11 protein-coding genes are annotated in these 12,549 nt (G+C 64.4%); 8 read left to right on the top strand and 3 right to left on the bottom strand.

The features are described 5' to 3' along the window. Positions 1-11 precede the first annotated feature (11 nt). The 3 genes from icmH to tssJ form a co-directional block, all read right to left on the bottom strand. Complete coding sequence (gene icmH / locus CQ050_RS11835; protein WP_105557019.1) at positions 12-791, bottom strand: type IVB secretion system protein IcmH/DotU; 780 nt, start codon at positions 789-791, stop codon at positions 12-14. 25 nt (positions 792-816) lie between these two features. Continuing rightward, positions 817-2,163, bottom strand: coding sequence for a type VI secretion system baseplate subunit TssK (gene tssK, locus CQ050_RS11830; protein WP_105557018.1), 1,347 nt, complete (start codon positions 2,161-2,163; stop codon positions 817-819). Positions 2,164-2,228: 65 nt separating this feature from the next. Further along, positions 2,229-2,846 carry a type VI secretion system lipoprotein TssJ gene (gene tssJ / locus CQ050_RS11825; protein WP_105557017.1) on the bottom strand — a complete coding sequence of 206 codons (618 nt, stop codon included), beginning with the start codon at positions 2,844-2,846 and terminating at the stop codon, positions 2,229-2,231. 199 nt (positions 2,847-3,045) lie between these two features. Here tssJ and CQ050_RS11820 point away from each other — a divergent pair, with 199 nt between their 5' ends. From CQ050_RS11820 to tssH, 8 genes are all read left to right on the top strand, one after another. Next, positions 3,046-3,696, top strand: coding sequence for a M48 family metallopeptidase (locus tag CQ050_RS11820; RefSeq protein WP_233213977.1), 651 nt, complete (start codon positions 3,046-3,048; stop codon positions 3,694-3,696). Positions 3,697-3,764: 68 nt separating this feature from the next. After that, positions 3,765-4,289, top strand: coding sequence for a type VI secretion system contractile sheath small subunit (gene tssB / locus CQ050_RS11815; protein WP_105557015.1), 525 nt, complete (start codon positions 3,765-3,767; stop codon positions 4,287-4,289). Then, positions 4,282-5,775: a type VI secretion system contractile sheath large subunit gene (gene tssC, locus CQ050_RS11810; protein ID WP_105557014.1), complete on the top strand. Its 1,494-nt coding sequence runs from the start codon at positions 4,282-4,284 to the stop codon at positions 5,773-5,775. Before tssB ends, tssC begins: the two co-directional genes overlap by 8 nt. A 42-nt stretch (positions 5,776-5,817) precedes the next feature. After that, positions 5,818-6,321: a type VI secretion system tube protein Hcp gene (locus CQ050_RS11805; protein WP_006395404.1), complete on the top strand. Its 504-nt coding sequence runs from the start codon at positions 5,818-5,820 to the stop codon at positions 6,319-6,321. 71 nt (positions 6,322-6,392) lie between these two features. Continuing rightward, positions 6,393-6,881, top strand: coding sequence for a type VI secretion system baseplate subunit TssE (tssE, locus tag CQ050_RS11800; RefSeq protein WP_105557013.1), 489 nt, complete (start codon positions 6,393-6,395; stop codon positions 6,879-6,881). A 51-nt stretch (positions 6,882-6,932) separates the two neighbouring features. Continuing rightward, positions 6,933-8,771 carry a type VI secretion system baseplate subunit TssF gene (gene tssF, locus CQ050_RS11795; protein ID WP_105557012.1) on the top strand — a complete coding sequence of 613 codons (1,839 nt, stop codon included), beginning with the start codon at positions 6,933-6,935 and terminating at the stop codon, positions 8,769-8,771. Next, positions 8,735-9,829 carry a type VI secretion system baseplate subunit TssG gene (gene tssG, locus CQ050_RS11790; RefSeq protein ID WP_199196790.1) on the top strand — a complete coding sequence of 365 codons (1,095 nt, stop codon included), beginning with the start codon at positions 8,735-8,737 and terminating at the stop codon, positions 9,827-9,829. Before tssF ends, tssG begins: the two co-directional genes overlap by 37 nt. A 19-nt stretch (positions 9,830-9,848) precedes the next feature. Then, positions 9,849-12,536 carry a type VI secretion system ATPase TssH gene (tssH, locus tag CQ050_RS11785; protein ID WP_105557011.1) on the top strand — a complete coding sequence of 896 codons (2,688 nt, stop codon included), beginning with the start codon at positions 9,849-9,851 and terminating at the stop codon, positions 12,534-12,536. Positions 12,537-12,549: the final 13 nt, after the last annotated feature.

Below are 12,549 nucleotides of genomic sequence, written 5' to 3'. Positions count from 1 at the left end.
GGGGTGGACCGTCAGGGAAGCGAGATGGTCAGGTGAGCGGCGCGCGGGCCGAGTTTGACGATGTCGTGATACGGGGCCATCGCCGTCTGCATGTCGCCGTTCAGGAAATGGCTCATGCCCAGATACGCCAGCAAACCCAGCAGCGCGAAGATGGCGCCGATGCTCCACAGAGGAACATCGCGCTTCAAGGTGTGCGCGATCTTGTCGGGCAGCGCCCAGTGCGGCGCGAAGCCCGCGCGCTTGCCGCGCAACAACGCGATTTCGTCGCCCAGGCGCGCCGTCAGGTAGCCAAGCTTCTCCTGACCCTCGATCATGTACTTGCCCTGGAAGCCCAGCAGCAGGCACATGTAGAACACTTCCAGGGACTGCAGCCGGGGTGCGCCTTGCGCGCGCAGGTCTTCAAGACGGGCGAAGAAATTCTCGCCTGCCAGTTGTTCGCCGAACAGCGTCAATTGCAGGGGTTGCAGCATCCATGCATCGCGGATCGAGAATCCGGAATTCAGCACGGTTTCGTCCACGGCGGCGCAGAACGCGTACTTGGTGGCGTAGACGTCTTCGGCAGGAATTTCCAGCTTCTTGGCGGTGCGCTCGAAGTCCGCCAGGAACTGCTGCACGCGCGCCGAGAAAGACGCCGCGCTGGCGGGCTGCTGTCCGCTCTTGAGCAGGAACAGCATCAGGAATCCGTCGTACAGCAGGTCCAGCAGAGACTTCGCGGGCCGTGAGCCGTAGAAGTCGGCGGCACGGGGAGGAAGCGTGGTTCCGGGCATCAGAGAGGGCGCGTCGGCGGTCATGGCGGGCTCTTTCGGTGGACAGCGGTTAACGGGTGACGGCGATCAGGTCCAGCTTCAGTTCGGGGATGCCGGACGGGGCATAGATCGCGATGCTTCGCGCCTGCAGCATGCGGTCGTAGAGCGACCCGCGCGTTTGCAAGGTGAAATAGCAGGCGCCTGGTTTGACGGGCACGGCGGGCGGCACTTGCGGCGTGTAGACCAACTGCACGCCGGGCATGGCGGAAAGCACCAGCTTTTCCACATCGTCGGGCGCGCCGACCTTGAAGCGCAGCGGCACGGTCTCGGCCAGTTCGCTGGCCGGCGTGGCGGCCGACACGGACAGGTACAGCGCGGTGGTTTCATCGAGCTTGCCGGAATCCAGCCGGCCGACGTGGAACGACGGCCGCACCTCGTCGAGGACCACCGAGAAATAGCGGGTCGAAATGACCGTGTCCAGCAGGTCTCGCAGGATGTCGTCCAGTTTCGCGAAGGCGGCGCCGGGCTGGTCGTGGCGGTACGCGGGCAGGTCGGCCAGCGTATGCACCTTCGAGAACGTCATCAGCGCGCCGGCCAGGCGCAGCATTTCCTGGAACAGGCGCTCGGGGTGAAGTTGCGGGTTATGGAACAGGTGAGACAGCGCCGAATAGGCTTCATTGGCCGTGTGCAGCAGCCAGAACGACGCCACATCGCCGGAGCGGAATTCGATGATGTTCTTGCTGGGCTCGCGGTGAAAACCGTACAGCGCATTGACCTTGGCTTGCAGCGCATCCAGCAGCCGGCGCAACTGTTCGAACAAAGCGCCGCAGGCCTGCACGGTCAGGCTCGGCGCGATATAGCCGGTGTCCAGTTCATAGCCCGCGCTGGCGGTGCGGCGCACGCGCGCGACGGGGATGGTCAGCAGCGCGTCGCGGGGCTCGTGTTCGGACAACAGCCGCACGTTCTTGCGCAGGAAGGCCAGGCTGGCGGTGCTGGCGTTGGTGTAGAGGTCGGGCGCCGGGCTGTCTTGATGCGCGTAGCGGGCGTCGAAGCCCGGGCCTTGCGCGCCGTCCCGGTAGTTGCCGCCAATATCCTTCATGGGATGCAGCGCCAGATAGAACACCGCGTCGCTCGCGCCATCCAGGCCGTCCAGCGCCACGGCTGGCGGCAGGTCGTCGTTGTGGGGCGCGTTGTAGATTTCGCCGTCAGGAAAAATGGCCGACAGTTCGGTGGCGCGCAGCATGCCGTTGGCCAAGGCCGCGGCGTCGAACCGCACGGTGCGCAGGCCCCATGAGTAGGGATGCAGCGCGCGGCTCATTTCGGCCAGGCGGGCCTCGTGATAGGCGTCTTGCCGCTGAAAATGCTGGGGCCGCAGAAACAGGCCCTCACCCCATAGGACTTTCGCTGAATAACTCACGTTGGCTGGCTCTTATAGATATATAGGTAGCGGGCGTTTCGTAGTGACGTGGGTTGCAACTGCCTTCAGTTCGGACACTGCACCGAAGCGAGGCGGGACGGATCGAATTCAGGCACCCCGGGGGGCAACACGATCTTGCCGGTCGCGACGGTCATCGCGCAGGCATGGGCGCCCAAGACAATGCCGGAGTCCTCGGCGGACTTCACTTCAAACACATATTTCCAGCGCTGCGGCGCAGGCGCGTAGAACAAGGCGGCCACTGCGATATACGTGGCGCCCTTGGGCACTTTTTCCACATTCTCGTAGCGCTGTCCGGGTGTCAGGATGACCTCGCGTGACGCGACGAGGCTATCGCCCAGTGCCGCCTTTTCCTGCGCAGTATCAACCAATTGTGTGAGCGGCGCGCGCAGGAATGCCTCGGCATTCTTCAAATAGTATGTTTTCGTAACGATGGCCATGGGCTGGCCGCTGCTCGCATTCAAATTTTCTCCGGCATGGATCGCCAATTTCACGTCGATCGGCGCATTCGGGTCCTTTTTCAGGCCCGTGATGTCGAGCGCGCTGCCGGTCATTCCGGCCACGGCGCCGATCGCCGAAACGGCCGCGCAACCGCTGATTGCCGAGCTGGCCGCAATCAGCGAAAAGGCCGCCAAGCATCGCGATAAATTGAGATGTTTTGACATGGCTCTTTATACCGGAACATTGCGGCAGTATGAAGATCGCGGCACGTTAGGCGACGTTTCGCGCAGAGTTACATCGAGTTAATCACTGTAGTGGTGTACTAACAAAAAGTTGTTGAAATACGCGGCCTTGGTTACAACCCCACGTGCCCAGAAAATGCAACTTTCTCGTCTCTTTCTGATCGGCGGAATGGTGGCTTTGATGACAGGCTGTGCCGCCTCCGTCAAACCGCAGACCGACGCCGAATTCAAGCAATCCATCACGCAGGCCACGCAGAGCCTTGCCTCGAAGGGAGGCGACCAGGCCGTGGCGGAGTTCGAGGAGATCGCGCAGCGCAATCCCTCGCGAGGCGAGCCCTGGTCGTACATCGCGAAGATCCGTTTCGATGAGCAGAAGTACGGCGAAGCGATCGTGGCGGCAGACGAAGCCCTGAACCGGGACCCTGAAGATTTCACCGCCAAGACGGTGCGCGCCGTGGGCGGGCTGCGCGTGGCCATGCAGTCGCTGGCGGATCTGCGCGCGGATGCGCTGCTGGCGGGCAATGCCCGCACCGACGCGGTGGCGCTGGCCGCCGCGATGCGCGAAACCCTGGGGCAGGACGTCCTGTTCCCCGAAGGACGCAAGCCGCCCGCGCGGTCGCGCCAACCCGTCAAGCGTGTTGAGCCGCCCGCCGCGGATGCCGGCTCGCCGTCTACGGCTGCGCCCGCCACGGCGACGCCCGCCAGAACCGCGTCACCCGTTGCATCTCCTCCGAACCAGGCACCCGCCGCGCCATCCGCGACGACGCCGGCCACGCCCGCCGCTACCGGCGGACGCGCGCCGGATCCGTTCGGCAACCTTCTCAAACCCTGACCGGCTCGCGGGCGCCGGCGCCACCGGCCTTGTCAGCCTAACCAACACGCACCTCGCTGGGAGCCCTCATGGCTAAGAAAGAAAGCGTTCAGAAACGACTCCAGAAAGTGCGCCCGCCGCGCGTCCAACTGACTTATGACGTTGAGAAGGGCGATGCGATTGAACAGAAAGAGCTTCCGTTCGTCGTGGGGGTGGTGGGCGACTTCAGCGCGCAATCCGAAGCAGAGTTGCCGCGCCTGAAAGACCGCAAGTTCGTCAACATCGACGTGGACAACTTCGATGACGTGATGAGCGGGTTGGAGCCGCGCGCGGCCTACCGCGTCAAGAACCGCCTGACGGACGAGGGCGGCACCTTCGGCGTGGACCTGAAATTCCGTTCCGTGGAAGACTTCCGGCCGGAAGCCGTGGTGCAGCAGATTGAACCGCTTAAAGAGCTGCTGGACATTCGCACCAAGCTGGCCGACCTGCGCAACAAGCTTGCCGGCAACGACCGGCTGGAAGATCTGTTGGGCGAGGTGCTCAGCAGCACTGAAAAATTGCAGCAACTGACCAGTGAAGCCGGCAAGAACGGCAAGGGAGGCAGCCATGAGTAATTCCGCCGCCGCGCAGAACTCGGCCGCTCAAGCCGCCGAGGCCGATTCGGGCCTGCTCGACCAGATTGTGGAACAGAGCCGGGTGGCCAAATCCACCGCCGAACACGACCGCGCCAAAGATCTGATCGGCGAACTCGCCCGTGAAGTCATGAAGGGCACCGTGGTGGTGTCGGACAACCTGTCGGCCATGCTGGACGCGCGTGTCGCCGAATTGGACCGCCTGATTTCCGCGCAGCTCAGCGAAGTCATGCACGGCGCTGAATTCCAGAAACTGGAAAGCACCTGGCGCGGCCTGCACTACCTGTGCCAGGAGAGCAACACCGGCCCGATGCTGAAGATCAAGGTGCTGAACGTGACCAAGCGCGATCTGGTGCGCGACTTCCAGACCGCCATCGACTTCGACCAGAGCTTGATGTTCAAGAAGGTCTACGAAGAAGAGTTCGGCACATTTGGCGGCTCGCCCTTCGGCGCGCTGCTGGGCAATTTCGAGATTACGCGCCAGCCCGAAGACATGTATTTCATCGAGCAGATGTCGCACGTGGCCGCCGCGTCACACGCGCCGTTCATCGCGTCGGCGTCGCCCGAACTGCTGGGCCTGGACAGCTTTGCTGACCTGGGGCGCCCGCGCGACTTGGCCAAGGTGTTCGATACCGTCGAATACACCAAGTGGCGCAGCTTCCGGGATTCGGAAGACTCCCGCTATGTCGGCCTGACCATGCCGCGCTTCCTGGGCCGCCTGCCGTACGACCCGAAGGAGGGCACGTCGGTGGAAGGCTTTAACTTCGTCGAAGACGTGGACGGCACGGACCACGCCAAGTACCTGTGGTGCAACGCTGCCTGGGCGTTCGGCGCCCGCCTGACCGCCGCATTCGCCGACTTCGGCTGGTGCGCGGCCATCCGTGGCGTGGAAGGGGGCGGCCTGGTGGAGAACCTGCCCACCCATACCTTCAAGACGGACGATGGTGAAATCGCGCTCAAGTGCCCGACCGAAATCGCGATTACCGATCGGCGCGAAAAGGAACTGAGCGACTTGGGCCTGATCCCGCTGGTCCACTGCAAGAACTCCGACTACGCGGCCTTTTTCGGCGCGCAGTCGGTGCAGAAGGCGAAGAAATACAACACCGATAGCGCCAACGCCAATGCAGTGCTGTCGGCCCAGTTGCAATACATCTTTTCGGTGTCGCGCGTGGCCCACTACCTGAAGGCCATGATGCGCGACAAGATCGGCAGCTTCGCGTCCGCGCAGTCGGTCGAAAGTTTCCTGAACCGCTGGGTCTCGCAGTATGTCCTGCTGGACGACAACGCCAGCCAGGAACAGAAAGCGCAATTCCCGTTGCGGGAAGCCTCGGTGCAAGTCGCCGAAGTGCCGGGTCGCCCCGGCGTGTTCCGGGCCGTGGCGTTTTTGCGGCCCCACTTTCAGCTCGACGAGCTTTCGATTTCGTTGCGCCTGGTCGCGGAGCTTCCCGCCCAGGCCCAGAAGTCCTGATCGCCCGTCCGATAAGCGGTTTTTCAACTTGAGAGGCTATGAATGAAGGACATTTACGTCAAATTTGGCAATCCTGCGCTTAAAGGCGAGTCCCAGGACAAGGACCACCCGGACTGGATCGAAGTCGGCTCGTGGCGCCACGAGATCATCCAGCCGCGTTCGGCCACGGCCTCCACCTCGGGCGGCCACACCGCCGAGCGCACCGAGCATGGCGAAATGGTCTTCACCAAAGATCTGGATGTCGTCAGCCCGCTGCTGTATCAGCACGCCTCCGGCGGTACGACTTTCGACGAAGTGACGATTGATTTCCTGCGTGCCGACGGGGAAGGCAACCGCGTCAAGTACCTGGAGATCAAGCTCAAGTACGTGATTATTTCGCGCGTGGCGCCGGAAGTCGTCAGCGAAGGTCTGCCGCATGAATCGTTTTCGCTGAAGTATGCCGCCGTCCAGTGGAAATACACGCAGCAGAAGGTGGGCGGCAACCAGGGCGGCAATGCCCAGGGCGCGTGGAGCCTGACCAAGAACGACAAGACGTATTCGGTCTGAACGCGACCGCGTAGGCAGCGCATGCCGCGCCCCTTGCCGGGCGCGCGGCTTGCGCTGAACGGAGGTCCGTGATGAAAGGATTCGAGCCCAGCCTGTTCGACAAATTGTTCGACGGCGACGGGCAGACGCCGCATGCCTTGCGACGCCTGTCGGTGGAAGAAATCAAGGAAACGGTCGCGCGCGACATCGAAGCCCTGTTGAACACGCGCATGGTCTTCACGGAAGAATCACTGAAGCGCTATCCCAATTGCCAGCGGTCGATCCTGACCTATGGGCTGTCGGATTTCTCGGGGCTCAGCCTGGCCAGCCATTACGACCGTGAGTTCATTTGCCGGTCTCTGGAGCAGGCCATCGCGCGGCATGAGCCGCGGCTGACGCACGTAAGGGTCGTGCTGCAGGTGGACAGCCGCGCGACATCGGTGCTGTATTTCGCGATCACCGCGATGCTGGATGTGGGTCCGGCACACGAGCCGGTGACGTTCGACGCGACGTTGCAGCCGTCCACCTTGCAGTATTCCGTCAGCAAGGGATGGGCCAAGGCTGCGGCCGTCGCCGGATAGACAACAACGTACACGGGCGCGGGCAGCACGCCGCCGGAGAGGAAGGGAAAGATGGAAGAACTGCTGCCCTATTACGAACGCGAACTGGGTTTCTTGCGCGGGTCGTCACGCGATTTCGCGCAGCGCTATCCCAAGATCGCGGCGCGGCTCGGCTTGTCGGGCGAAACGTGCGAAGACCCGCACGTGGAGCGGATGATCGAGTCGTTCGCCTTGCTCGGCGCGCGCATCAACAAGAAGCTGGACGACGACTATCCGGAATTCACGGAAGCGCTGTTCGAGGTGATGTATCCGCATTACCTGCGTCCATTCCCGTCGTGTTCGGTGGCGCAGTTCGATATGGGCGGCGTGGCGGCCCAACTGACGGCGCCGGTGCGGATGCCGCGCGGCACGGAACTGAAATCCCATCCCGTGCGAGGCGTGGCCTGCCGCTTTCGCACCGCATACGACGTCACGTTGGCGCCGGTGGCCATCCGCCGCGCCAGTTTCGCGTCCACGGCCAACGCGCCTTCGTCGACGTCGCTGCCGGCCGGCGTGACGGGCCGGCTGTCGCTGACGCTGGCGTGCCTGGCCGAAACGCAGAATTTCTCCAATCTGGCCCTGGACACGCTGCGCGTGTACCTGCATGGCGAGCCGTCGTTTGTGGCCGCGTTGCGTGATTGCCTGTTCCTGCGCACGGCCGCCGCCTATATCGAAACGCTACCCGGCCGCTGGCACCGCCTGGATGAGGTGCCGCTGGCGCAAGTGGGGCTGGCGGAAAATGACGCGCTGATCGATTTTCCGGCCAGTTCGCACCCGGCCTACCGGTTGCTGGCCGAGTATTTCGTCTTCGCCGAGAAGTTCAATTTCGTCGATATCGACCTGGCCGCGTTGCGGCGCGCGGCAGGCACGGCGCGCGAATTCACGCTGCATCTGCCCGTCAAGGGCCTGCGCGCCGATTCCAACACGGCGCGCTTGCTGGAATCGGCGTCGCCCGACCATTTCCGGCTGGGATGCACGCCGGTCGTCAATCTGTTCGCGCAGCGCGCCGACCCCATCCGCGTGACCCATGCGGCGGCGTCCTATCCCGTGGTGGCGGACGCCCGGCGCGCCTATGGCTATGAGGTGTATTCGATCGATCGTGTCCGGCAGGTCCGGCAGAACGCGCAGGGCGATTCGGTGGTGGAGTTCCGTCCGTTCTACTCGCTGCACCATGGTGAAACGCCAGAGCGCGCAAGCCACTACTGGACGGCGCGGCGTGATGCGATGGTGGCGGAACGCAGCCCCGGCTACGAGATGGAGATGTCCATCGTCGATATCGATTTTGATCCTTCGCTGCCGCAGACCGAGACCCTTAGCCTGGACCTGACCTGCACCAATCGCGACCTGCCCGCGCATCTGGCGGTGGGCCAGTCGGGCGGCGACCTGTTCCTGGAAGGCGGGTCCGTCGCTCGCGAAATCCGCATGCTCCGCCGGCCAACGCATACCCATCGATTTCAGCAGGGCCGCGCCGCGCATTGGCGCTTGATCTCGCATCTGGCGCTGAATCACCTGTCGCTGGTGCAAAGCGGCTTGCCCGCCCTGAAAGAGACACTGCGGCTGTATGACTTGTCGCATGCGGCGGTGGCCGCGCGGCAGATCGAAGGCCTGGTGGGGTTGGACTACAAACCTGCAACGCACTGGATGCCGGGCGAGCCGTTCGCCACCTTCGTGCGCGGCATCGAGATCCGCCTGACGATCAATGAAGATAACTTCGTCGGAACCAGCCTGCATGCCTTCGTGGCGGTGATCAACCGCTTCTTTGGCCTGTACGTGCACGCCAACAGCTTCGTGCAGCTGGTCGTGTTGTCGCGCCGTGGCGCGGAAGAAATCTTACGGTGCCCCCCGTGCAACGGCGACGCGATCCTAGCGTAATCGAATCGCTGCTGGCCGAGCCGCAGCGCTTCAAATTCTTCCAGGCCGTCCGGGTCCTGGAACTGTGGTTCGCCCGCCAGGAAGGCACGCGCGCGAAAAATGCGGTGCCTGCCCACCTGCGCTTCCTGAACTCGTCGTCACTGGGCTTTCCGGCAAGCGAGATCGCGGCGTTGATGGCGTACGACAAGGACGGCGTGCCACTGGAGGACACCGCATCGCGTCTGGCTGCGCTGGCCGAGGGCAAGCTGGGGCGGGTGGAAATCGAGCCCGCCTTCTTCGGCCTGCTGGGCGGGCAAGGTGCGTTGCCGCTGCATTACTCCGAGATTCTGAGCCACCGCGAGAGCGCCAAGCGCGATCGCGGCGCGCGCGCCTTCTTCGACATCTTCTCGAACCGGGCGGCGGCGCTCTTCTACGCGGCATGGAAGAAGTACCGCATGCCGATGCGCCACGAAACCGAGCAGGACCACCACTATCTGCCGCTGCTGCTGGCGCTGGGCGGTATCGGCCATCCCGCGCTGCGCGACCGCCTGCACCAGGGCGACGGGCAGGTGTTCGACGAATCGCTGGCGCACTACGCCGCCGCCGCGCGGCAGCGGCCGGTATCTGCGGCATTCCTGCAGCGGGTGCTGTGCGACTACTTCCAGGTGGACATGCGGGTGGAACAGTTCGTCGGGCGTTGGTACCACGTGCCGCCCGAGCACCGCACGCAGTTGGGCATGCCGGGCGCGGTGCTGGGCGTATCCGCGATGGCAGGCGACCGCATCTGGCAGCGCGACCTGCGCATCCGCTTGTGGATCGGCCCTTTGTCGCGAACCGCGTTCGCGGACTTCCTGCCCGGCGGCGCGCGCGCGCAGGCGCTGGAAAAGTTGCTGACGATGTTTGGCGGCATGAGCTTCGAATACGAGGTGCGGCTGATCATGGCCCAGGCGGATGTGGCCGGCAGCGTGCTGGGCGGTGAAGGCGAGGGGGCCCGCCTGGGCTGGAATTCCTTCCTTTGCACCGCCCCTGTCGACGCCGACCGCGACGATGCCAGCTACGAACTGCACACCATCCATTGAGAACACGACGAACGAGAACATGGCCATTCCGCTGAAAACCCTGATCGCGAAGCTGAACCAGACCTGCCGCCAGGCCGCCGAACGCGCCGCAAGCCTGTGCATGGCGCAAGGGCACTATGAAGTGGATCTTGAGCATCTGTTCCTGGCCCTGCTTGAGCGGCCCGCCAGCGACTTCAGCATGGTGGCGCGGCGCAGCGGCATCGAAGCGTCGGTGCTGGAAGCCGACCTCAACACCGAGATCCGGGGCTTTAAGAACGGCAATACGCGCACACCGGTTTTTTCTCCGCACTTGCCCAAGTTGTTCGAACACGCCTGGCTGATTGCGTCGCTGGATACGCAGACCACGCGCATCCGCTCCGGTCATCTGCTGCTGGCGCTGTTGACGGAGCCCGATCTGGCGGCGCTGGCGCGGCGCGGGTCGCGCTTGTTCGAGTCGTTTCGGCTGGATGCGCTGAAGCATGACTTCGCGGCGTTGACGGCGGGTTCGGAAGAGGCCGGCCAGGCCGTTGCGCTGGGCGACGGCGCCGATGGCGCCGCAGGCCAGGATGCCGCCGCGCCGGCCGCCGCCTTGTCCAAGACGCCGGCGCTGGATCAATACACCACCAATCTGACGGAGCGTGCGCGCGAGGGCAGGATAGATCCCGTGATCGGGCGTGACGCCGAAATCCGCCAGATGATCGACATTCTGACGCGGCGTCGCCAGAACAACCCCATCCTGACTGGCGAGGCCGGCGTGGGCAAGACGGCGGTGGTCGAGGGGCTGGCGCTGCGCATCGTGGCGGGCGACGTTCCGCCTTCTCTGGCGGGCGTGGCGCTGCGCACGCTGGACCTGGGCCTGTTGCAGGCCGGCGCCAGCGTCAAGGGCGAATTCGAAAACCGCCTGAAGCACGTGATCGACGAGGTCAAGCAAAGCCCGACGCCTGTCATCCTGTTCATTGACGAAGCGCACACGATGATCGGCGCGGGCGGCCAGGCGGGCCAGAACGACGCCGCCAACCTGCTCAAGCCGGCGTTGGCGCGCGGCGAATTGCGTACCATCGCGGCCACCACCTGGAGCGAATACAAAAAGTACTTTGAAAAGGACGCGGCGCTGGCCCGCCGCTTCCAGGTCGTCAAGGTGGAAGAGCCCAGTGAGGCGCTGGCTGCCAGCATGCTGCGCGGCATGGCGCCGCTGATGGAAAGCCACTTCGGCGTGCGTGTGCTGGACGAGGCCATCGTGGCCGCGGCCCGCCTGTCGCACCGCTACATCAGCGGCCGGCAATTGCCCGACAAGGCGGTTAGCGTGCTGGACACGGCATGCGCCAGGGTGGCGTTAGGCCGCAGCGCCACGCCGGCCTTGATCGACGATGCGCGCCATCGCCTGGCGCGGTTGGACACCGAGCGCGCGGCGCTGCATCGGGAGGCCGCGGCAGGCGGCCCCGCCGCCCGCCTGCGCGATCTGGACGATGAAATGGCTGCCGTGCGGCAGACGCTGGCAGAGGCCGAAGCGCGATTGGCGCAAGAAAGCGACCTGGTCCGTCAGATCCATGCGCTGCGCGAGGAACTGGAAGCCGCGGGCGTTCCGACAACGCCCGAGCCCGCAGGCAAGCGGCGGCCAGCCAAGGCGGAACTTTCGCCGGGCCAGGCGCAGCTAGCCGAACTGCAACAACAGTTGCGCGCGCTGCAAGGCGACGCCCCGCTCGTGCCCGCGTTCGTCGACGCCCAGGTCATCGCCGAGATCGTGTCGGCCTGGACCGGCATTCCGCTGGGCCGCATGGTGAACGACGAAATCCGAACGGTGCTGGAACTGCAGCCGTTGCTGGCGGAACGCGTGATTGGGCAGGACCACGCGTTGCATGCGATTGCGCAGCGTGTGCGAACGGCGCGCGCCGGATTGGAGGACCCCAACAAACCCAAGGGTGTGTTCCTGTTCGTCGGGCCATCGGGCGTCGGCAAGACCGAAACCGCGCTGGCCGTGGCCGACGTGCTGTATGGCGGCGAGCGCAAGCTGGTCACCATCAACATGAGCGAATACCAGGAGGCGCACAGCGTGTCGGGGCTGAAGGGGTCGCCACCGGGCTACGTCGGGTATGGCGAAGGCGGCGTGCTGACCGAAGCCGTGCGTCGCCAGCCCTACAGCGTGGTCTTGCTGGACGAGATCGAGAAGGCCCATCCGGATGTGCTTGAGCTGTTCTTCCAGGTGTTCGACAAAGGGGTGATGGACGACGCAGAAGGCCGCGAGATCGACTTCCGCAATACGCTCATCATCCTGACGTCCAACGTGGGCTCATCGGCCATCATGCAGGCCTGCCTGAACAAAAGCGCGGCCGAACGGCCTGATGCCGAGGCGCTGCAGGCCCTGCTTGCGCCGCAGTTGTACAAGGCCTTCAAGCCCGCCTTCCTGGGCCGCATGAAAACCGTTGCCTACTATCCAATCGACGACGACGCGCTGGTGCGCATCATCGGCCTGAAGCTTGGCCGCATCGCCGCGCGCGTGCAGGCCAACCACCGCGCGGCATTCGAGTGGGACGATGCGATGGTCGAGGCAGTGCTGGCGCGCTGCACCGAAGTCGATACCGGCGCGCGCAACGTCGATCACATTCTTAACGGCACGCTGCTGCCGCAGATTGCCGAACAGGTCCTGGGCCGCATGGCGCAGGGCGAGGCAATCGCGCGTATCCGCGTGACGGCGGGCAAGAACGGCGATTTCCGCTATCGCCTGACCTGACTCCGGAACCCAA

The sequence above is a fragment of the Achromobacter sp. MYb9 genome (genome assembly GCF_002975275.1).
In the GTDB taxonomy this organism is placed as follows: domain Bacteria; phylum Pseudomonadota; class Gammaproteobacteria; order Burkholderiales; family Burkholderiaceae_B; genus Achromobacter.
Note: the sequence above shows the minus strand (reverse complement) of the source record. Positions and strands in the feature narration are given on the sequence as shown.

Excerpts from the sequence above, each read along its gene's own strand:
- icmH (WP_105557019.1), bottom strand. The coding sequence starts at position 791 with ATGACCGCCGACGCGCCCTCTCTGATGCCCGGAACCACGCTTCCTCCC.
- tssJ (WP_105557017.1), bottom strand. The coding sequence starts at position 2,846 with ATGTCAAAACATCTCAATTTATCGCGATGCTTGGCGGCCTTTTCGCTG.
- CQ050_RS11820 (WP_233213977.1), top strand. The coding sequence starts at position 3,046 with ATGACAGGCTGTGCCGCCTCCGTCAAACCGCAGACCGACGCCGAATTC.
- tssB (WP_105557015.1), top strand. The coding sequence starts at position 3,765 with ATGGCTAAGAAAGAAAGCGTTCAGAAACGACTCCAGAAAGTGCGCCCG.
- tssC (WP_105557014.1), top strand. The coding sequence starts at position 4,282 with ATGAGTAATTCCGCCGCCGCGCAGAACTCGGCCGCTCAAGCCGCCGAG.
- CQ050_RS11805 (WP_006395404.1), top strand. The coding sequence starts at position 5,818 with ATGAAGGACATTTACGTCAAATTTGGCAATCCTGCGCTTAAAGGCGAG.
- tssE (WP_105557013.1), top strand. The coding sequence starts at position 6,393 with ATGAAAGGATTCGAGCCCAGCCTGTTCGACAAATTGTTCGACGGCGAC.
- tssF (WP_105557012.1), top strand. The coding sequence starts at position 6,933 with ATGGAAGAACTGCTGCCCTATTACGAACGCGAACTGGGTTTCTTGCGC.
- tssH (WP_105557011.1), top strand. The coding sequence starts at position 9,849 with ATGGCCATTCCGCTGAAAACCCTGATCGCGAAGCTGAACCAGACCTGC.